The sequence below is a fragment of the Zooshikella ganghwensis DSM 15267 genome (assembly GCF_000428585.1).
GTDB lineage: Bacteria > Pseudomonadota > Gammaproteobacteria > Pseudomonadales > Zooshikellaceae > Zooshikella > Zooshikella ganghwensis.
Genome location: NZ_AUAF01000011.1, coordinates 47,912 through 70,704 on the forward strand (window position 1 = coordinate 47,912; position 22,793 = coordinate 70,704).

General features: G+C 38.6%; 15 protein-coding genes. 9 read left to right on the top strand and 6 right to left on the bottom strand.

Annotation, left to right across the window (positions count from 1 at the left end; all coding sequences use genetic code 11):
- The first annotated feature begins 33 nt into the window (after positions 1-33).
- The 8 genes from mnmH (at position 34) to F607_RS28125 (ending at position 11,870) form a co-directional block, all read left to right on the top strand.
- Positions 34-1,149, top strand: a complete 1,116-nt coding sequence (gene mnmH, locus F607_RS28105) for a tRNA 2-selenouridine(34) synthase MnmH (RefSeq protein ID WP_051310879.1) — start codon at positions 34-36, stop codon at positions 1,147-1,149.
- Positions 1,146-3,341, top strand: a complete 2,196-nt coding sequence (selD, locus tag F607_RS28110; RefSeq protein ID WP_038290006.1) for a selenide, water dikinase SelD — start codon at positions 1,146-1,148, stop codon at positions 3,339-3,341. Before mnmH ends, selD begins: the two co-directional genes overlap by 4 nt.
- 469 nt (positions 3,342-3,810) lie before the next feature.
- Positions 3,811-4,368: a GspH/FimT family pseudopilin gene (locus F607_RS32535; protein WP_051310881.1), complete on the top strand. Its 558-nt coding sequence runs from the start codon at positions 3,811-3,813 to the stop codon at positions 4,366-4,368.
- 10 nt (positions 4,369-4,378) lie between these two features.
- On the top strand, positions 4,379-4,915 hold the full coding sequence (gene pilV, locus F607_RS32540) for a type IV pilus modification protein PilV (RefSeq protein WP_051310883.1): 537 nt from the start codon (positions 4,379-4,381) through the stop codon (positions 4,913-4,915).
- A 12-nt stretch (positions 4,916-4,927) separates the two neighbouring features.
- Positions 4,928-5,761, top strand: a complete 834-nt coding sequence (locus tag F607_RS0104400) for a PilW family protein (protein ID WP_027707097.1) — start codon at positions 4,928-4,930, stop codon at positions 5,759-5,761.
- Positions 5,762-6,295 (top strand): pilus assembly PilX family protein, encoded by a 534-nt coding sequence (locus F607_RS0104405; protein WP_084611097.1) that lies wholly within the window; start codon positions 5,762-5,764, stop codon positions 6,293-6,295.
- Between the two features lie 11 nt (positions 6,296-6,306).
- Complete coding sequence (locus tag F607_RS0104410) at positions 6,307-11,289, top strand: pilus assembly protein (protein WP_027707099.1); 4,983 nt, start codon at positions 6,307-6,309, stop codon at positions 11,287-11,289.
- A 17-nt stretch (positions 11,290-11,306) separates the two neighbouring features.
- On the top strand, positions 11,307-11,870 hold the full coding sequence (locus tag F607_RS28125) for a type IV pilin protein (protein WP_084611098.1): 564 nt from the start codon (positions 11,307-11,309) through the stop codon (positions 11,868-11,870).
- 226 nt (positions 11,871-12,096) lie between these two features.
- Here F607_RS28125 and F607_RS0104420 read toward each other — a convergent pair whose 3' ends face one another.
- The 5 genes from F607_RS0104420 to F607_RS28135 form a co-directional block, all read right to left on the bottom strand.
- A complete protein-coding gene (locus F607_RS0104420) occupies positions 12,097-13,497 on the bottom strand; it encodes a PhoH family protein (RefSeq protein WP_027707100.1) in 1,401 nt (466 codons plus the stop codon).
- Between the two features lie 526 nt (positions 13,498-14,023).
- Positions 14,024-15,502: an ATP-dependent RNA helicase RhlB gene (rhlB, locus tag F607_RS28130; RefSeq protein WP_084611099.1), complete on the bottom strand. Its 1,479-nt coding sequence runs from the start codon at positions 15,500-15,502 to the stop codon at positions 14,024-14,026.
- A 335-nt stretch (positions 15,503-15,837) separates the two neighbouring features.
- Positions 15,838-16,281, bottom strand: a complete 444-nt coding sequence (locus F607_RS0104430; protein WP_027707101.1) for a hypothetical protein — start codon at positions 16,279-16,281, stop codon at positions 15,838-15,840.
- Positions 16,282-16,345: 64 nt separating this feature from the next.
- A complete protein-coding gene (locus F607_RS0104435; protein WP_027707102.1) occupies positions 16,346-16,960 on the bottom strand; it encodes a class GN sortase in 615 nt (204 codons plus the stop codon).
- Positions 16,950-19,004, bottom strand: coding sequence for a marine proteobacterial sortase target protein (locus F607_RS28135; protein WP_051310885.1), 2,055 nt, complete (start codon positions 19,002-19,004; stop codon positions 16,950-16,952). The genes F607_RS0104435 and F607_RS28135 overlap by 11 nt, the downstream gene beginning before the upstream one ends.
- A 213-nt stretch (positions 19,005-19,217) precedes the next feature.
- On the opposite strand from F607_RS28135, the gene F607_RS28140 reads away from it, so the two are divergent.
- Positions 19,218-19,598 (top strand): VanZ family protein, encoded by a 381-nt coding sequence (locus tag F607_RS28140; RefSeq protein ID WP_038290010.1) that lies wholly within the window; start codon positions 19,218-19,220, stop codon positions 19,596-19,598.
- 28 nt (positions 19,599-19,626) lie between these two features.
- On the opposite strand, the gene F607_RS28145 is transcribed toward F607_RS28140, so the two are convergent.
- Positions 19,627-22,761, bottom strand: coding sequence for an efflux RND transporter permease subunit (locus tag F607_RS28145; protein ID WP_038290014.1), 3,135 nt, complete (start codon positions 22,759-22,761; stop codon positions 19,627-19,629).
- Positions 22,762-22,793 lie beyond the last annotated feature (32 nt).

Consider the following 22,793-nt stretch of genomic DNA (forward strand, 5'->3'; position numbering starts at 1 on the left):
CAATAGCCACTTCATTAGCATGGAGTGGCTATTTTGTTTTTACTGGATGAAGCACAGTGGCGAACACTGTTATTAAAAGATTTTCCCCTACTTGATGTGCGTGCTCCAATTGAGTTTCGAAAAGGAAGCTTTCCCTCTTCAGTCAATCTACCCTTGCTGGATAATGAGCAGCGCAAGCTGGTGGGTACCTGTTATAAAGAGAAAGGTCAAAATACAGCCATTACCTTAGGTCATCAACTCGCAACGCCGGCCATTAAACAAACTAGAATAAACAGCTGGTTGCAGTTTATTCAGCAAAATCCACATGGTGCTTTGTATTGTGCTCGGGGTGGATTGCGTTCTAAGATAACTCAGCAGTGGTTAGCTGAGACAGGTGTTGATTATCCTCGGATTGTCGGTGGTTACAAAGCGATTAGAAGCTATTTGTTAACGCGCTTGGAAAGAGAAAGCTGTTACCCATCTTTTATTGTTCTCTCAGGTTTGAGCTGTGTGGGTAAAACATCACTTTTACAACAATTTTCAGCTCATCTGGATTTAGAGGATTTGGCAAAGCACAAAGGTTCTGCCTTTGGGGCTTTAAATGTAGAACAACCTTCCCAGACCTGCTTTGAGAATGCACTGGCAATCAAGCTAATGCAGCTTAAAGAAAAGTATCGCTATCCAATATTAGTTGAAGATGAAAGTCATTTAATTGGTCGCTGTGCTTTGCCTAAAACATTGCAATGTATTATGCGTCAGTCACCTTATATTGAGTTAACAGCACCAGTCGAAGAGCGCATCGAAAATGCTTTTCGAGACTATATTGAAAACAGCACTTATCCATTTGAATTAGTCGTACAGCATTTAAAGTCTGCTTTAACTAAAATAAAACGCCGTTTGGGTGGAGTGCGTTATTCAACGTTAAGTCAAATGGTTCAAGAGGGGATGGCAAAGTATCAGCGTATGAATGATGGGTCTTTACTTTGTTGTGTCATAAAAATGATGCTAACCGAATATTATGATCCTATGTATTATTACCATCAGCAAAAATATAAAAGAAAGCCTTTGTTTCAAGGGAGTGCTGGAGAAGTTAGGGATTGGCTGATGTCTCATTCACAAAAGGAATCAAAAACGTTGAGTCGTTTAGGAAAGGAATTGCGATTAGTTTGAATATACCTCAAACCGTTTATGCAAAAGATATTGTATTGGTAGGTGGAGGACACAGTCATGTGTTGTTTATCCGCCGTTGGAAAATGAAACCTCTACCAAATACCAGTTTGACCTTAATATCACCACAGGTCTATACCCCTTATTCAGGCATGTTACCAGGCCTTATTGCTGAACATTATATCTTTGAGCAAACACATATAGATTTGCGTAGATTGTGCCAGTGGGCTGGTGTGCGCTTTATTGTGGACCGAGTGGTAGATATAGAGCCTAATACTCAGCACTTATCTTTAGAGCGCTATCCTCAGCTCAATTACGATATCCTCTCATTAGATATTGGCTTAACACCCGATTTGAGCATTCCTGGGGCCGCTGAGTATGCAATACCCGTCAAGCCCATAGGTGATTTTTTTAGACAATGGCAGTCTTTAAAACAAACAGTAAAAGCTGGACAACAATCACACTACACAATAGGTATTGTGGGTGGAGGCGCTGGAAGTATAGAACTGGCTTTTGCAACTTCATATAGTTTAAAGTATGTAACTACTCACTTCACGATACATCTTTTTACCGCAAGTCCATATATTTTATCAAACTATTTGCCTAAAACGAGACAACACGTTAAGCATAAGTTATTTCTGGAACAGGTCTGTATCCATGAAAATTTTAAAGTGAGTAATGTCTGTAGTAGTTCGATTTATGATCAGAATAATAATGAAGTAAACCTAGATAAGATTTTTTGGTGCACCCATGGCAAAGGGGTGAGTTGGTTAAAAAACACGTCACTTGATTTGTCAGAACAAGGCTTTGTTCTTGTGAAAAATACATTGCAGACGCTGAAGTTTGAAAACATTTTTGCCGCAGGAGATATTGCACACTTAACGCCTGAGGCAAACCCAAAAGCGGGCGTATATGCAGTACGTATGGCTCCAATATTATTTCATAATATCCGTGCATTATTGGTGGATAGACCACTAAAGCCATTTAAACCCCAAAAGCATTTCTTAAGCCTGTTAGCCTGTGGAGAGAAAGACGCTATTGGTGAACGAGTACCATTTTCTTTCTCTGGGACTTGGGTATGGCGATGGAAGGATTTCTTAGATCGCCAGTTTATGAAAAAATTTCAGCAGTTGTCTTTTAATGAAATGCCAAGCCTGATCAATCGGTATCTTCATGAAAACACAACTCCAGTGATGCGTTGTGATGGTTGTGGGGCAAAAATTAGTCAGGATATCCTAGCTGAAACACTACAAACAATAGGCGTTAATGATCAGGCAGAGGATGCTGTAGTTATTCCCTGGAGGGAAGCAAACTATTTACTACAAACGGTAGATCAGTTAAGAGCTTTTATTGATGATCCCTGGTTATTTGGACGGATAGCAGTAATACATGCTTTAAGTGATATTTATGCCATGGGTGGTAAGCCCCACAGTGTACAGGTTGCGATTACCTTACCTTATCAACAGCCGAGCAGTTTGAAACGAGAGTTGCTGTTATTGATGAGTGGCATTCAATCTGAGTTAAACCAAGCTGAGTGCGTGTTGGTTGGAGGGCATACAGCAGAAGGGACAGAGTTAAGTGTAGCAGTCACCGTAAATGGACGACGAGGGCTGGGTAAATTATGGCAAAAAACAGGAGCCAAGCCAGGTGATGTATTAATCCTTACCAAACCCCTCGGTACCGGAGTGATACTCGCGGCTAACAAAGTAGCTCAAGCCAAGGGTGACAGGGTTGAACACATGTTAGAAATGATGCTCCTCAGTAATCAAGCAGCTGTACCTATAGTTAAAAAATTTCAACCTCATGCTGTAACTGATATCACTGGCTTTGGGTTTCTAGGGCATTTGTTAGAAATGCTAAAACCCGAGCAACTCAGTGTTGAACTGGATATGGCACAGTTACCTGTCTTAGCGTGGGTTACAGACTTACTTCGTTATGGTTGGCAAAGTACACTTCAAACAGCAAATGAAAATAACCGACATTATTTGTATGAAGTTAATCAATGGCTAAAAGAGGCTTATTATCCTTTGTTGTTTGACCCACAAACATCAGGGGGATTGTTAATTGCAATAAGTGAGGATGTAGCGCATGAATGTCTCAATGCGTTACAAGTTGATTATCCGCAAGCTGCGATTGTAGGAAACATTCTTTCAAAGGATAAACAAACAACAACAACAGTTTATCTAAAAAAATAAACAGCTTATCGTTTAATAATTATTTTTAAGGTATACACTCTGGTAGATACAAATATATGTCCACTAAAACCAGAAAAATTATACAAATCTCGTTGTAAATTTATCTCTAGGTGCTCGCCTGAGATATCAGGGTAATCGAATATTTTAAAAGTAAATTCTGAGCTTACCTTTATCCAAAGTCTACATAATGCCCCTCGAACACGCCGTGAATCCATCCCTGGAGGCTTGGTTGCCGCTTCCTTGCGGCGAACAGTTCGACGAGCATTACCCAGCCGTTGTTCTCTCCATTTCGACCTACAGAAATTAATCTTTATAGGGTTGTAGATTGATTAGTCCTGTTTATTTTTACAATTGAAGTGTTGTATCCCGTTTTATCAATATAAACCTCCCACCTGTCACGAATTCGTCACACGTAGCCAAAACCTGTTGTATAAAGCATCATCAGTTATTGTACTGCAGTGGTTAAATAATGAGCAAAATTAAAGGGTTTACGTTAATAGAGTTGATGGTGACAGTGGCCGTGATAAGCATTCTTGCAACCATTGCGGTTCCATCACTCACGTCGTTTATAAATCAAAATAGGGTTAATAGTTCGCGTGATGTATTGATAAGCACGATTAATATGGCACGATCAGAAGCAGTTAATCGTAATAAGAACGTTGTTATGTGTGGATTAAACGCAGCAAGTAATGGATGTAGTGGATCTTTAAGTTTTAATAATGGGGTTCTTGTTTTTGTAGATAAAAATAGTAACCAAGTATACAACAGTGCTGATGATACGTTACTAAAGAAAGTCAGTAGTAATGAGTTTTATGGCGTACCTAACATAAGTTACCAAGATAATAGAAATATTCAAGCGCTAGTAATAAATTCAGAAGGAATGATGCATATAAAAAAGGATGGGAATGTGAATTTAATTGAAAATGAAGCAATTATGTCATTTTGTAAAAATGAAAGTAAAGCTGCACTTATTTTGAAAATGATTGGAAATCCATTAATAAAGAAAAAAGTGGCAGACTGTGTTTAAGGGAATAAAAATGATAAAAAAACAATCAGGTATAAGTATGATAGAAGTGCTCATTACCATGTTGATTATGGGAATTGGGCTTTTAGGTATTGCAGGGTTGATGTTGTTTAGTATTAAAACCAGTAATAGTAATTATTTTAGTACGCAAGCAATGTTTTTAACTCAAGACTTGATTGGTCGAATGCGAGCAAACCCTGAGGGTGTTTGGAAAGGTCACTATACATTAGAAGAAAATATAAAAGATAAAAAAATAGTCAACTGTAATGAAGCAAGAATAGATTGTGATGAAGAGCAACGAGCAAAAGCGGATTTGTATGAGTGGGCTAAAAAAGTTGGAATGGTTGACGGTGAAAATGCAACAGCGCCTATGCCACCAATAGAAGCAGAAATTAAGCAAAGAAAAGATAATAAAGGAATATATAAAATAGAAATATCTTGGAAAGAAAATAAAAGATGTTATAAAAATGATTGTGAAGAGGAAGTAAAATATAGCACAACAGTTAATTTTTGCCGTAATAAAGGTAATGTAAAGACTAACTGTTTTTGATGGGGATGTTTGGTGAAAAATAAAATACACAAGCAGCTAGGTGTTACATTAATAGAGTTAATGATAGCTTTAACATTAGGGTTATTATTAAGTGGTGCAGCTGTCATGATATATTTAGCAAATAAAAATACTTATAGTAATGTATCTGACAATAGTAGAATGCAAGAAAATGCACGCTATGCTATGTCTTTTTTGACTAAAGCAGTCTGGAAATCAGGCTGGAAGGTAGAACCCACACATGCCGCTGATAATCCTTTTAGAAAAGGTGGGGAAATTAATAGTTTAGATAAAGTAAGTTGGGATAGATATGCATTGTTAAAAGTGGTAAACAATTCAAAAAAACACAAAAAACTAGGGAATAAGCCTAATAGTGACTTACTTATTATCAGGTTTCAAGGAAGCGGAAATCCAGCAGATCAAACTATGACTGATTGTCGTGGAACAGCACGAAGTGATAATGATGTAGTTACGGAGTTATATTATGTTAATGAAAAAAATGAATTAATTTGTGTAATTGTTTCTGATGGTGCTAATCCTAAAAAAATACCATTAATTAAAGGTGTTGAAAATTTACAAATTTTGATTGGTGAAGATGATAAAAATAGAGGGTACGCTGAGAAGTATGTTAATGCAAGTGCAGTGAATAAATGGAGTAATATTGCTTCTGTGCAGATAGGTATTCTAGTAACTTCTGGCATTTTTACCCATAATGCAAATAATAAAAATGCAGATGGGACAAATAAAAAGTATAAAATACTTGATGTTAACAATGTAAGTATTAGTAACTCACGATTATATGGACAAGTATTTTCAACAACCGTTTCTTTACGTAATGGTAGATCATAAATGAATAGATTAATAAGAAACGAAAAAGGGGTATCACTTCTTTACTGCTTGATTATTATGTTAGCACTTTCAGTTGTAGGTATAGGAATGACTTCTTCACTAAATACTACAACTAAAATAACCACCAATCAACGGGATAAACAGATTGCTCTAGAAGCTGCAGAAGCTGCTTTAAGATATGCGGAAGAATGGTTAAGTAGCAGTAATGAAAGTCCAACCTTATCTACAATAGATACTGCTTATGAAAAAGATAAAATTATAGTTTGGCCACAGATTAACGATAAATCTGTATGGAAATCAGATGACCATTGGGAAAATACCTATAGTTTAGAAAATGGTTTTTATAATTATGGTGAAGGTAGAAACATACAGCCGCAATTTGCTATAGAGTTTTTAGCTAGGCAAGGTGATACAGTTGAAACAAGCGATGAAAATCAAGCTATAAAAAGGGCCTATTATCGTATTACAAGTAGAGGGTTAGGGCCTGGTAATAGTGAAGTGATTTTACAAAGTGTTGTAATGAAGAGATTTTAATTGGGTAAATAATGAATAACGTTAAATTAATTAGCCCTTTGTTAATAGGGATGTGTGCATCTAGTGGATTCACCAGTGCTGAAGACTTAAGCATAGCAAGTCAGCCATTCGATCTTGCAAAATCTCAACCTCCTATGGTAATGATGGTGATGGGGCGAGATCATAAGCTTTACTATGAAGCTTATAATGATGCAAGTGATTTAAATAATGATGGTGCTCTTGATACAAGTTATAATCCAAACTTAATTATAGAAAATGGTGAAAAGAAACAAATAGGTTATTACGGGTATTTTAGCTCAAAATTATGTTATGAATATAAAAAGAGAGACTCTGGACAAAGTGAACTTTTTGTACCTGTTGGAGAAACAGAAGAAAAAACATCTCATGAAATTCATCACCAGTTTACGTGTGGTGGTGCAAATCAATGGAGTGGTGACTTTCTCAACTATTTAACAACATCACGAATGGATGCTGTTCGAAAGGTGCTATATGGAGGCTATAGAGCAGTTGATGGCAAAAATATAACGGTGTTAGAACGAAGTTATCTTCCACAAGATGCCCATAGCTGGGGTAAAGAATATAAAAGCATAAATGAAAATAAGTATGATATTGAACTTGTTTCTCCATTAAAAAAGCCGATAGAAGGTAGGCATTTATTTGCAAGTACTACATTGCTTTCTGGAAGAGGAAAGGTAAGAAATTCACTTTTAGTAAACTATTCAATCAGTATGCCTCTGTTACGAGTTGCACCCAATAGTCCAAGTAGAATTTGGAACTGGGTTTCAAAAGAAAGACCAGTAGCAGGTGAGTGGGTAGATAAAGAAAAAATAACAAAAAGGAATGAGAAAAAAGACTATAAACTAACTAAAAGTGATTCTGTAGATTTAAGTAGCTTAGTGAAAAATCATGTTTATGACTTTGCGGTTAGAGTAGTTACATGTACTGATGATTACTCGCAGAAAGAGTCAAACTGTAAACAGTATACAAATGATGATGGAAGTAACTCTTTTAAACCAGTTGGTTTATTGCACGAGAAAGGTGAAAAAGGAGATATGTATTTTGGATTAATGACTGGTTCTTATGATCAAAATACAAGTGGCGGTATTTTAAGACAAGCTATGGAAAATTTTAGTAAAGAAATTGTTAGTGGGGGGCGTTTTAAAAAAAATATTGATAAAGACTATAAGAAGGGAATTGTTTATACAATTGATAATTTTAAAGTGATTGGGTTTGGTGGTGCACATGATTACACAAGGAATTCTGGTAATCTATTATGTAGAGAAAGTGATTTTAGTAATACAAGCTTGAAGAAAAATAAATTAGAAAAAAAAGCTTTAATAGATGGCTATTGTTCTGATTGGGGAAATCCAATCGCGGAAATTATGTATGAATCATTGCGTTACTTCTCTGGAGCCAGAGAGCCTTCTCCTAACTATAATACCAATAATATAATTGATGATATGGTTGGGTTGCCTCGTGATACAATAAAAGAGGGTGAAAAAACTATTTGGCCTCCTTTATACAAAGATCAGGAAGGAGGAGAGTTTGAGCGTTGCTCAGTACCTGTTCAATTAGTTTTAAGTGATATTAATCCGTCTTATGACGCAGATGGTATTCCTGGTTCAGAATTCGAGAAAAATGCGCTATCTGGAAAAAATGATTTAAAAGGGTTTAACGGTAAGGATTATCTTAATCGCGTTTCAAACTTTGAAAATACTTTTGATGATAAAAAGTCATTATTTAAAATAGGTCAAAAATATTATATTGGTGAAGCAGAAAATAATTTTGATGGTGCTCCGTCGGCCAAAGTAATAAACTCATTATCTACCGCAACTGGACTTGCACCTGAAGACCCCACTAGACAAGGAAGCTTTTACTCAGCAGCTGTTTCTTACTATGGAAGTTTACATGAAATTACATCGGGTGAGTGGTTACAAGGTGGTAGTAAGAAAGCTTATGGAAAAAAAATGCATACTTATGCTGTGGGTCTAGCATCTCCATTGCCTAAAATAGAGATACCAACAGGTAATGGTTTAGTACAAATAGTACCTTTTGCAAAAACAGTTTTTGGTACATTTGGTAGTTTTAAACCCACAAACCAAATTGTTGACTTTTATGTTGAGGAAATTTCAGCTGATAGAAAAAGTGGAAAGTTTAGAATTAACTTTGAAGATATTGAGCAAGGCAATGACCACGATATGGATGCAATTGTTCAATATGAATATAAATTGGCAGGTAATAAATTAACAATTACTTTACGTTCGCAGTATGCTAGTGGTGGAGCTAATCAGCATATTGGCTACATAATTAGCGGTACCGAAAATGATGGTATTTATTTAGAAGTTAGAGACTTTGATACATCTCGTCGAGGACCAAGTACTACTCATGGCGGTGAGGTATTTAGTCTGAATAACTATACTTATAATACTCCACCCATTAAGTGGGCTGATGGTAAAGGTGGGTATAAAGAAGAAAAAGTAAATAATGCAATTGGATATGGTTGTACAAATAATAAACAGTGGAGAGATAAGTTACCTCCTGAAGGAGCAAATAGGAGAGAGTTCAACAATTATAAAAATTATGATAGATGCCATAGTACGGACTTGCCATTAGAAGCTAAGCGTATTTTTACAGTTAAACCTAATGCTACATCTGTAGGTCAACTTGAGACACCGCTTAAACTAGCTGCACGTTATGGTAATCCTAAAAAAAGTGATGAAAATTACCTACTTGTAACTAATCCAGGTGAACTAAAAGATAAACTGGAAAATGCATTAGATAATATTACTAAAATTGAAGGTGCATCAAGTACTGCTGCGGTAAATTCAGGATATGTATCTACTAATACATTAATTTTTCAAGGCCTTTATGATTCTAAAGATTGGACAGGTGAAATAAATGCGTTTAAGTTCGACAATGATGGGAAGATAAAAAAAGAACCTGAGTGGGAAGCTGCAAAAAAAATTAACCTGGTTGGAAGAAAAATACTAACTTATGATCCAGATGCTATTATTGGTGATAAAGGTCTATTCTTTTTAAATGAAGATAAGATAGTCAATAGGCTACTAAGTGAAATTCCAGGTAGTGAAATTAAATCGGTTGATAAAGATGCTTGGGTGAGAAAGCTAATTAATTATATTCGTGGTAATAAGGTTGATGGCTTTAGAGATAGAAATAGTAAGCTTTTAGGTGATATTGTTAACTCTAACCCAGTGTATATTGATAAACCTAAAGGAGTTTACCCTTCATTTTGGAAGGATAAGCTTTATCCCACTAAAGAAAATCCTGAGAATAGTGGAAGTACTTCATATGTCAGTTTTTCCACAAGCCATAAGAAAAGAACTAAAATGCTCGCATTTGGTGCAAATGACGGTATGTTGCATATCATACAAGCAGATGATTCTGTTAACGGAGGTAAAGAGTTATTGGCTTATGTTCCCACACCAGTATATAAAAATTTGCATTATTTAGCGGATAAGGATTATATAAATCCGAAAACGGGAAATCATAGGTACTATGTGGATGGTCAGATTTCAGTAAAGGATGTTTATTATGACAATAATTGGCATAGTGTGTTAGTAAGCACGCTTGGAGCAGGCGGCAAGGGTATCTTTGCACTTGATATTACTAATCCTACTAAAATTATTGAAGATGATAGTTATGCAAAGAAAACAGTACTTTGGGAGTTTACCAGTCAGACTGACAGTATGGCTGATGACTCTCGTCGAGGGGATGTAGATCTTGGGTATACTATCGGGGATGCCAATATTATTAGACTGCACGATGGAACCTGGGCTGCAGTGTTTGGCAATGGCTATAATAGTGTGAATGGTAAGGCATATTTATTTATTGTTAATATTAAAACAGGAGAATTGATTAAAAAGCTGGGTGTAGAAGGATCTAGCCTTGAAAGTCGTAACTTTATCAGAAACTTCAAAAATGGCTTATCTAGTCCAACGCCTGTTGATTATGATAACGACTTTATTACTGACTACGTCTTTGCAGGTGATTTACATGGAAATATGTGGTTTTTTGACTTAACAGATCAAAGTAAAAATAATTGGAAAGAAGGTAAACTATTTTTTCAAACGCCTCCTGGTAGGAAAGAGACAGTTGGAGATGTTGAGAAAGTTGAACCTCAGTCAATTACTGTTCGCCCTCGGGTGGTAAGAAGGCCAAGCTCCATGAAAAAGAATGATTTATTAGTATTCTTTGGTACTGGAAAATATTTAGAGGTTTCCGACAAAGGTCCTGTCAAGCAACCAACACAAACCTTTTATGGATTACGTTTTAACCCTAATAAAAAGAGTAAGCGTATATCCACTGATCGATCTACTTTATTACAGCAACATATTATTACTGATATAAAAAGTCATACTTTTGTAAAAACGAAAGATGATGTGGAAATTCATACTGACTATCCTGTTAGAATAACGTCTAATAATAAAATTAATAAATGGTTAGAGGACGATACGCCTGATGCTGATAAAGCAAAAGCATACGAAGGGTGGTATATCGATTTAGTGAATACAAAGGGTGAAGCCAGTGTTGATAAAGACAAAAATGTTAAGCTAGTACCTGGTAAAAATACTGAGAATCAGGGGGAAAGAGTAATCAGTCATGCAACCATTTTAGGAGATCGTGTTATTTTTAACACACTACAACCTGGCGAGTCTGCTTGTAGCTCTGGAACTACCAGTATGCTGATGGAATTAAACTATGAAGATGGTAGTTGGGTTAATGATCAACCTGCTTTTGATTTAAATAATGATGGCTACTTTAACGAAGGAGATAACTATCTTAAGTATATCCAAATTAGTGGCGTAAAACTTTCAGAGACCCATCGGACTTCGAACCCAGCTATTTTGGTTAATAAAGATGGTTCAACCACAAAAGTAGTTAATAGTGCAGATGGAAAATTACTGTCTATTAAAGAGAGTGATCCCTATGGTGGCGATGGTCGTAAAAGTTGGCGTCAGTTTAATACTAATTAATTTGTTGAGATTAGAAAATGCTAGTAAGAAGCAGTACTGGTTTTACATTAATTGAATTAATGATTGTTGTTGCAATAGTCGCTATTTTAGCGGCTGTTGCTATACCTTCTTATAATGAATATGTAAAGAAAAGTCGTCGTGTTGAAGCACAAAGTGCGCTCATGCAGTTTGCCCAGAAAATGGAACAATATTATTCAAAAAACTTTACTTATACAGAATTAGCCGCTGGAGGAGGGAATACCGGCATGCCTGATAACAATTTTTTTCCTAATAAGTCACCACTTGAAGGTAACCAAAGATATTATACTTTGCGGATCAGGACGGCAGACAATAATTCATACAGTCTAACAGCTTCGCCAGAAAATGGAACCACCCAGGAATCCGATGGTTTTTTACAACTTAAATCAAATGGTGAGCGTTGTTGGTATGAAGGAATTGATAATATTCCAGCAGCAGGAGGAGCAGCAGGAGGAGCAGCAGGAGGAGCGGCAGGAGGAGCGGCAGGAGGAGCGGCAGGAGGAGCGGCAGGAGGTGGCGCTGCGGTAAACTTAGCCGTAAATTGTAAACCATGGACTAAATAATAAATACGATCACTCCTCATATTGAATAGTCATAGGTAAAACAAGCGGGTTTTCATTTTGGCAAGGACTGTTTGAGCGAAGCGAGTTCCGCAAGCCAAGAATGGAAATTAGCTTGTGTACAAGGCGTTTAAATTAGTAAAAAAGAATTAGCGCATTCCCCGCTCATTGAGAGCGGGAAATGAAAAGAATAAATGAAATCGAAAAAATCAGTTTTTGCTAAGACGAATTATAAATTAGCCTCAGCAAACTCAGCTAAGAGTGAACGTGGTACTGCTTTTAGCTGGATATTTCCCCCATGTTTAAACCCTTTAAAGCGTTCGGTTAAATAGGTTAAACCTGAGCTGGTGGCCGACAGGTAGGGTGTATCAATCTGAGCTAAGTTGCCTAAACAAATTACCTTACTGGCGTTGCCTGCTCGGGTAATGATGGTTTTAATTTGGTGGGGTGTCAGGTTCTGTGATTCATCGATAATGATCAGACTTTGCTGGAAGCTTCTACCGCGGATATAGTTGAGTGATTTAAAGTGAAGAGGGACCTTTTCCATAATATAATCAACGCTACCTGTAGTACATTCATCATCACAGTGTAGTGCTTCCAAGTTGTCAGTAATGGCCCCCAGCCATGGCTCCATCTTTTCCTCTTCAGTGCCAGGTAAAAATCCAATATCCTCATCTAGCCCCTGAACACTTCGTGTGGCGATTATACGACGAAAGCGTTTGGTTACCACTGTCATCTCTATTGCTGCGGCTAACGCGAGTATGGTTTTTCCTGAGCCGGCTGCACCTGTAAGGTTTACTAGGTGTACATCAGGATCAAGCAGTAAGTTGAGGGCCATTGCCTGGTAGATATCCAGTGGTTTTAGTCCCCAGGCTTCTTGCTCTATGAGTTGATTGTAATGAAGGTGTAAAAGAATTACCTGGTCATATGTGACCTCAGTAATACGACCAACGATGCCTTGAGAATCAAGAATAAACATGTTGGGGTATACATCTTGTAGAATACCTTCACGGGGCAGGTAATGAACGGTTTTCCCCTCTAATTGAACTGTTTCTACCTCTGCTATGTTATCCCAGAAGCTTCCTGCAATTTCATAATAGCCTTTACTAAGCTGTGCGATATCAGATACCAGTTGGTCATTATGATAATCCTCAGAGTCAATGCCACAACCTCTTGCCTTAAGACGCATATTGATGTCTTTGGTGACCAAGACGATGCGCTCACCAGGCCGGTCTTGTTGCATTTGGCAGAGGGTATTAATGATGGTGTTATCGTTGATGTGATTGGGCAAGTAAGAAATGTTATTGGCCTGTTGCGGCATGAGGATGGTGAGCGAGCCATTGGGTGGGCTTCGGTCACTTCGTTGTATAGGAACCCCTTGTTCGATTTCCTGGGGTGATGCTGAACCTAGAATCGTGTCAATTGCTCGAATAGCCTGACGGCAGTCTGCTGCAATTGTGTGTTTACCCGTTTTAAGTTTGTCCAGTTCCTCCAGAACGGTCATTGGAATTATTACACGGTGTTCATCGAAGTTAAATAATGCGTTAGGGTCATGGATTAAAACATTGGTGTCGAGGACATAGTTGATGGGCAGAGACAAATCGGGTCTTGCTTGAATCAGGTTGTCCATAGTGATGGTTACCTTGTTAGGGCTAGTGATAAAAGTAACAATCCGTTCTACCAGTTTATACCTTGTTTGATGCATATATTTCGTATTGGATATACCCTTCGTTTTCGGTTTGTTTTCCTCCATTATTCAGTGATTCATAGTTATTTAGGTTATTAACAATAGCAAGGATAAACTGATTGTTAATTTCAGTCCCTACTATAAATATTAACTAAGAATGAGTTGCTGACAAGGTGAAGGAAAAATTAAATTAATGTGAAAACAGAAAAAAAGTGATTACGATAAGGCATAAGTTGTGTTTCACTTTAGCCTGTGGTGCTAGTAACTTGCAATTAACCAAAGGACAGTTCTGAAGTTAGCGGTAATACACAGAATATGTAACTAAACTGACATATTGAAAATTTTAAAAAGAGTGGCTTTTTGAGAGGTATACCCTTCACGTATCATTTTTTGGGTATATTTATCAACAGTGAGGGCTAACAACTGTAGATGTAAGTAAATTTTTTTTACAGTCGTTAGCAGTTTGGTTTTATCGTTGATATTTTTTATGATGCTTACGAGGAGGACGTCGTTGCATCTTTTGAGGTGGAATATCTAGCGGTTTGAAAACATTTTCAGGTGGCTGTTGGTAGTCTAACTTTTTGCCTAAAAGTGCTTCAATGGCGGGAAGGGCAAAGGCGTCGTTTTCACCTGCAAAACTAATGGCCATACCCTTTTTACCTGCTCGACCTGTTCGCCCTATGCGGTGCACATAATCTTCAGGATCTTCTGGTAGTGCATAATTAATGACTAGATTTACATCGTCGATATGTATTCCTCGTCCAGCAACATCAGTGGCGACCATTACTGTAATCACACCACTTTTGAAGTTTTCCAGCGTTTTAATACGCTTCTGCTGATGTACTTCTCCTGATAATAGTGCAGCTTTAAAATCTTGATGTTTAAGCTTGTCTGCTATGTGGCGAGTTTCGTCTCTTCTATTCGCAAATACAATAGTGCGACACTCTCCTTGCTCCTGGAGAATATTGCATAAAACAGTGAATTTATCTTGCTCTGTAACTAAGTAAAGTTTTTGTTCAACAGTATTCGTTGCTACTGTTTCAGGTTCAATTTCCACCTTTGTAGGCTTATAAGTCCATTGTTCTGACAGGTTTAAAATATCTTGAGTAAAGGTAGCGCTAAATAACAGCGTCTGACGATCACCACAGCGAGGCGTTGCTCTAACAATGCGACGTACTTGAGGGATAAAGCCCATGTCAAGCATACGATCAGCTTCGTCTATTATCAGGATTTCAATAAGATCAAGAAAGATATCTCTGCGCTGCAAGAAATCCAGTAAACGCCCTGGTGTTGCAACAACGATATCACAGTAATCAGTATTGAGCTGACGAAGCTGCTTCTCATAGTCCATACCCCCAACCAAGTTAATCACATTCAATGGGGTGTATTTGGTTAGAGCTTCAGCATCTTTACAGATTTGCAGTGCTAGTTCGCGGGTTGGTGCTAATACAAGTGCACGAGGTTCACCGGTATAGCGCGGCTCCGGTGGTGGTACTTCTAACAACTGCTTAATGGTTGAGATTAAAAATGCTGCAGTTTTACCTGTACCAGTTTGTGCTTTACCAATCGCATCGCAGCCTTCAAGGGTGATTCCCAAAACTTCTGCCTGAATGGGCGTACAATACTGAAAGCCCTGGTCTTGAATGGCATGCATAAGTGGTGAGGGTAAGTTAAAGTCGTGGAAACGAGTCTTACCTGGCTCAGGGTGAACGACAAATTGGCTTATGTCCCAATTGGTTTGACGTCTCGTGTTAGGTGCTCGATGGTCAGGCTTACGTTTGTTTTGATGTTGACGGGTTGTCTTTTGCTGATTACGAGCTGCTTTTTTATGATCACCTGTTTGATTTGGGCTGGTTTTACTTGGTGTAGTCGTACTAGCGTGATGAGTTGTGCTTTCTTGAGCAGTGTCTGTGCGTTTTTTTAGAATATGTTTGATGCGTTTTAACAAAATTCACCTTTCCATTGCATTGTATGATGTGCTTAGTTTACCTCAGTGGAGGAAATTGCAAAGTCTGGACACGATTTTTGTGTAGTCTTTATGGGTCATCAAGAGTAAGGGTACGCTTAAAAATGACTTATGTGTGACCCTTATAGCAAGTGCATGTCTTTTATTGACCCGCTGACTACTTCTATCACCTCTGTAAAACTAAGTATATAGCTAAATACTGGCGTTGAATGCTCTTAACATTCTATGAGACAAAAGAGAGCAGGTAGGAGGAAGAGAAGTGCTTAGCCATCAAAGCCTAACGGCTTTTGTGTCCAAGCACTGGAGTATTGATAGGTCTAGGCTAGACAGCTCAGTGAACTATTACTTAACTGACCAGCAAGGTGAAAAAAGTTCGAGCGAACGGGGGTGATCACCTGGCCTGCACTATTGAGTGCACCTGTTTGGTAAGAGGACAATAGCTGAATCTTACCTAGTAGTTGTTTATTTAAACGATCAATCTGTGTCACCGGAATTCTGTATTCCGTGTGCTCGGGACCACCAATACGCTTCACTTCAAACTGCTCAAGATAATGAGAATTAATATCAAAGCTGACAATATGGGCAGCACCAAATTGTGGAAGATACCACTCGAGAGCTAGTCTGCGAGCGAATGATTCATGAAGCAATGGGTAGAAGAACTTTTGTTGCATCTCCTCACCCGGAAAAGCAGCAAAGTCCCGTTGCTTCAGATGTGCCAGTTGTTCTGGACCAATTGGGCGGTAAAGCGTTGTTGTTTTCATGGGTCGTCAAGCTGCAAAAGAAAATTTAATTGCCGGCCTTGCCTTATGTAATGCAGTATAGAGATTAAATGGTAAAGTGCTGTGCGTTTGTTAATGTTTTTAGTTGTTGTTTTGTTTTTTTCTGTATTGCTTGCACTATATAGCGATAAGGTCCACCAGTCTCTAAAGCATCAAAGGGATAGCAGGTTACTAAAATAAGTTGATTAAAGCTATTATTAAGCACTAATTTTTCGGTACGGGTATCAGCAATTTTCGTTTTTATGACTTGATAATGAATTTTTTGCTGGCGAGCTTCAAGGGTTAATACGTCACCTGTTGTTAGCTCAGCCAAATGACTAAAGTGAGTATCACGATGGCCACTAATCACCACAGTACCAGGATTTCCAGGTAAAGCTGAAGCGGAAAGATGTCCTGGGGCAAATGCCAATGCTCGTCCTGTGGCGCCAGATAATACGATCATGGGTGGTTGATGAGGTAAACGAAGTCGTGCTATAGGCCATGAGTCTGCCCACTGCCAAGGTTTTTTTACTTGTTCACCTTGCTTGCTGTTTTGCCAGGCTTGTTCAAGAAGATACTGAGCAAGTGTCGCCTTCCCTATGATATAGCCAGCATGCAGTGCATGCCAGCCTGAGATTAACAGTAGCGCGGCACCTAACCACTTGAAACATTTATATTTCATAACGTTTCCTCAAGGTATTCCAGCTTAAACACAGTACGCCAAGTAAGGCAGTGATCAAAGCCATTAATTGGTGACAAGGTGCAGCTGTTGCTGTTTGAGGAAATCCAGTCGTTTGATAAGCATTTCCCTGCGGTAATGCATTAGGAATAACTGCTGATTGGCTTGGTTTATTTGCTGGTTTGACAATCTCCTCTGCGACAGCGACAAAGCTGGTATAACGGGAAGCAAGCTGATGGGTGAGTGCAATTTGAGTAATTTGCTCTGGTAGCGCATTGTTATTTGTTTGAATGTACTCATCTTGAAGCGCTTCAATTTGCTGCCTTGCCCATAACTTACCAATGCCATTTGCTGGTTGATGTAGCTGTGCTTCAGGTATGACTTGCTGCCAAGCTTGTTTACCCATTTTTGCCTTAATTTTCAGGGGAGATTTAAGCGAGTCCAGTTTTCTTGTGATAATTAAAGGCTGCCCTTGGTATAAATCAGCAACCGTTTGCTGAAGACCATCTGGCCAGGTCACTGTTATGCCTGAAGCGATAGGATTTTGAATTTGATGAAATAAATGCGTGATACGTTGTTCAACGGTACTAATATTAGGAATATAAGTAAATGTGCCTCGACCAAACTCTGCGGATTTACTCATAAAGTAACTATTTGGCGCTGAGCCAATGCCTATGGTGAATAAACGGCGAGGTGCCAGATTTTGGTTAATATATTGAAGTATTTCTATTTCATTACCAACACTACCATCTGTCATAAAAATGATCTGACTGAGCTCTGTGTCAGTAAGTGGCAGTGCTACAGCAGTTTGTAATGCGGGTAAAATTTCTGTTCCTCCATCGGCTGTCAAGTCATCGATAAACTTAATTGCATCGGCCAAACTTAACATGGATACCCGCTGTGAGTGTTCAAAAAGTGTTCTGGTTGTTGAGTCAAATGCAATAATATTAAACCGGTCATTAGGGTTTAATTGTCGTAATGCAAATTGTAATGCGGCTTTTGCTTGGATCATAGAATTACCGGCCATTGAGCCTGATGTATCGATGATAAAAATTTGCTCTTTACTCAATGGCTTTTTACTGTCTTGTATTTTGGGCGGGATAACCATTAAAAGACCATAGGTTTCACCCATGATATTTTCAGTAAAAAAAGTGGCCTGAGGTTGCAGTTCTGTTTGTGGTTGCCAGATAAGCTCTAAGTCACGGTCAAAAATAACGGCATCATTTTTAAGTTGGACTGTATATTGGTGATCATTTTTATTAATTTTGAGCTTATGGGTTGGACTGGCCAAATGAGTTAATGGTAACCCAGCATTGATTTTAATACTTAAGTTTACTTTTAATGGTACTTGATGTGCTGCATGTTGTGGTAACGGGGGAAGTGGTGATGATTGTGGGGCAGGCTGAGAGTTTGAATTTGTTTGAGCAGTTTGGGCACCTTGGTATCTTGGGGTGATCGTCATGGGAAATCGTAACTGATACTGATTGTTAACGTATGGTACTGACTGCATATAGGAAATTTTGACTTCTATGGTTTCTTCAGGAGCGATATTGGCAACTTGTGTGGTGAATAAATTGGGCCGGTGCTGAGATAATAAAGATGCTTGTTGGCCTGAGGCTTTAGCTGTTGTGTAAATATGTTTTGCCTCGTCCTTACGCTTAATTAAACCCTTAATCGTTCGATCACCAATCGTCATTTCCATGGCATAAACTGCAGCATTTTCAGGTAAAGGAAATGCATAAATACCTTCAGCCCATTCAGAACTACTGTTTTTAAAGCGCTGAGTGACAGTAACAGCAGCAATGATACCATTCACATCAATGTCTACATGGTTATCTAGGCGTAGTGCATTAGTATATGATGCCTCCTTTTTAAGGAGCAAGCTGCCTGAGGTAACTTCTTCTGGACTCTGGTAGACTTCATAGTAGTCATTTGACGTACTGGCTTTAGCGGTTGTAAATGTTAATAGGCTTAAAAAGCAAAATAGCCACAAGCTAATGGCTAGCCACCCTAAGTACTGGTTAAGTGCTGCGAAATCATCTTTCATTATGAATGCTCCTTCCTCGTTAAGGCTTATTTAACAAGAGAAAAAGGCCATTGTTATTGGTGGAATGTGATGATTTTGGGAGCAATTATGGCGAAATGTGGCATAAATGATGGACTTGGCATTTTGTACTAAATTAGTTGCACTTTCTTTCGCTATTTCTCTAAATAATATGCAGTATTGAATCTATTTGTAATCATGAAGGTAATGAGCTTAATGTTAAGATATTTTCCAGTTATTGCATTTTTTTGTTTTATTTGTTGGATAATTGTAAGTGCTGATAGCGGCGAGCAAATCATTTTTATGAAAATGATGGCTGGTGTACCTTATGGTGATAAATTAGGTCATGTATTTTTATATGGAATTTTAACCTGGTTGTTAAATAGTGCGCTTAACTACAAATCTATAAAACTGGGAGGAAGGTCTTTACTGTTAGGTGCGGTGGTTGTTTTCAGCTTTGCGTTACTGGAAGAAATAAGCCAGCTTTACTTTCCTAAAAGGACATTTGATCTAGTTGACTTAACGGCTGATATTGTTGGCATAACGCTTTTTTCCTGGGTGCCTTATACATTTTATAGAAGAAACCTCCCTCTTTAGTAAGTGTCACCAAAGAGGGAGATTTTTTCTAAGCAGTTTGTTTCTTTGTGAAATAAGCTCGAGCTTTTTTCTTTAATTGGCTTATATCTTCTACAACGCCATACAGTGATGGTATCAAAAACAAGGTGATTACTGTGGCGAAAAGAATACCAAAGCCAAGTGCGACAGCCATAGGAATCACAATTTTGGCCTGTAAACTTTTCTCCATAATAATAGGTGCCAACCCTAAAAAGGTTGTCAGGGAGGTAAGTAGAATGGCACGAAAGCGTTCTTTGCCTGAGGTCTGAATCGCTTCGCTGACACTTTTACCTCCTTCTTTCACGGCTTTATTAATAAAATCCACCAGAATTAAACTGTCATTAACCAATACACCTGCAAGGGCGATGAGTCCATAAATTGACATCATGCTGATGGATATATCAAACATCCAGTGACCTGCTACAGCGCCAATTAAACCAAATGGAATAATCGCCATGATAATTAAAGGCTGACTGTAGGACTTTAAGGGAATGGCTATCAAAGCATAAATTAACAATAGCCCAAATATAGCCGCTTGAATCATGCGTTGAATTGTTTTTTGTTGCTCTAAGCTGGCACCTTCCAAATCTGTCTTAAGTGATGGAAATTGACGCTTGAGTGAAGGGATAAAATTATCCTCTAAATCACTGATGACTTCTTGTGGTTCAACTTTGCCAGGGTCGATGTCTGCACTGATAGTAACTACGTTTGTACTATTAATCCGACGTATTTCACTGGGCGCAGGCTCTTGTCGCCAAGTAACAGCCTGGTTGAGTGGCATGGTATTTTCACCATCTACCCGCACTTTAAAATTAGCTAAGTCGCCTAGGTCTGATCGCTCATCTTTAGGGTAGCGGAGCATGACCTTTACTTCGCTGGTACCACGTTGGAAGGTCTGAATTTCATCACCATGAACACCTTGTCGCAACTGGTTACCAATATCTGCTAGTCGAAGTTGATAAGCAATCGCTTCTGGCATCAGAGATAATACAAAATCAGGGCGAGGTGCACTGTAACTGCTTTCTATATCAAAAACGCCGTCATAGGTCGTGAGCTGTTTTTTAAATTCAGCCACGGCCTGAATAAGTGCATCCTGATCTCGGCTGGAAAATTGAAAGAAAATAGGCGCACCACCACCGGCATTAGTGCTGGAATCAAAGCTAAGTTTTTTAACGCCAGGCAAGGTTCCTACCGCTTTCCGCCAATGGTCACTGATGGTATTGGCATCCCACTGTCGCAGCTCAGATTTAGTGAGTTCGACAACCAGCTCTCCACCGGTTTCATCAGTGGTAAAGGTGAGCAGGTGTTTTAGGAAACCATCATCTTCAGCATATTGCTTTTTATAGTCTTCATTAATATCGGCAATTTTTTGTTCGATAAGTTTGAGCGTACTATTACGGCTGGTGTCGGAGGTGCCATCATTCATTGTCAGGTTAACTTGAATAAAGTCGGAGGGCACATTAGGAAAGAACACAAAGCGTACAATACCGCTTTGCAGAATACCTATTGTTAGCATCAGCAGGCTAATAAAAATAGCAATTGTCGTGTAACGCTGTTTATAGGAGCGAGCTAATAAAGGTTGATAAACGCCCTGAATCAAAGACTGTAATTTTGCATCAAAACGGTCTTGTAATTTGGTGAGCCAGGTTTTCTTGTTAGGCTCATATTTCATGCTGACAAGGTGAGCTGGCAAAATGAGCTTTGACTCAACCAGTGAAAACAACAGACATAAAATAACGACCATCGCAATGGATTCGAAGAAGGGGGCAGCATTTCCCCCCACATTCAGAATAGGCCCGAATGCTGCCATGGTTGTCAGTACACCAAAGGTTGCGGGTACCACTACCCGTTTAACACCGGAGATCACACTTTGATGGCTGTGACCATATTTCACAATATGGGTGTAGGCGCTCTCACCAATAATAATGGCATCATCAACAATAATGCCAAGTACTAAAATAAAGGCAAAAAGGCTAACGACATTAATAAATACCGGAAAAGGACCATGAGGCATTAACCATAGCGCGCCTAGAAAACTGATAGGAATACCTAACACAACCCAGAAAGCAACTCGGATTCTTAAAAAAAGACTTAATACGATAAAAACCAGTAATGCACCAATGCCCATATTTTCGAGCATCATGTTGAGCCGGCCTTTAAGATAAAAAGAAATGTCTCCCCAATAAGAAATTTGTAAGGATGTTGGTAATTGTGCTTGTTTATCAGCAATGTATTTTTTTACTGCATCTGCTGTGGCTATTTCATTATCACCTGCGGCTTCAACATATAAACCAACAGATAATTTTTGATTAAAACGAGAGAAATCGCCTGTATTGGCAAAACCATCCGTTATTTTTGCAATATCGCCCAGCAATAATTGGGTACCATCTTGATTGGCACGTATCACAAGCTGGGAAAAGTCTGCAATGGTTTTGGCTTGGCCTTCTGCACGTAGCTGAATACGTCCACTATCTGCTTTGATAACGCCACTGGCAATATCAATTGAGCTACGCTTGAGTGCATTGGCTATTTCGTCAAAGGTCAGGTTATACGCTTGTAAATCCTGCTCAGAAACTTCAATGGCAATTTCAGCTTCACGAATACCATAAAGTTCTGCTTTGCTGACTTCGGGTAAGGCTTGTACTTCATCACGCACCTCTTCGCCGACCCGATGTAATGTTACATAGTCAACATCGCCATAGAGTGATGCATAAATTACTCGGGTTTTGCGTTCACTTTTCTTGATATGGGGTTTTTCTACGGCATCTGGAAAAGAGGTAATGCCATCAACAGCGGTTCTCACCTCATCCATAATATCGTCGACGTTGTAGCCATTGGCTACTTCCAGTGTGATGTTGGTGTAGCCTTCTATAGCAAAGGACTCAACTTTTTTTATGCCCGCGATAGTCCGAATGGCTGACTCTACTCTGAGCGTGACGCTTTGTGATACTTCTGTTGGGGAAGCACCAGGATAACTGATAGAAACAACAACATTATCAAGGGTAAAATCAGGAAACATCTGTTTTTTGATATTAATTGCTGAAGATATACCTACAGCAAGTAAGAACATCATAAGCAAATTAGCCGCAACAGGATTAGCGGCGAACCAGGCAATGACTCCTGATGATGATTTGGTCGTTTGCATACTTATTCGCCTAAAACCTTCTCTAGCATATA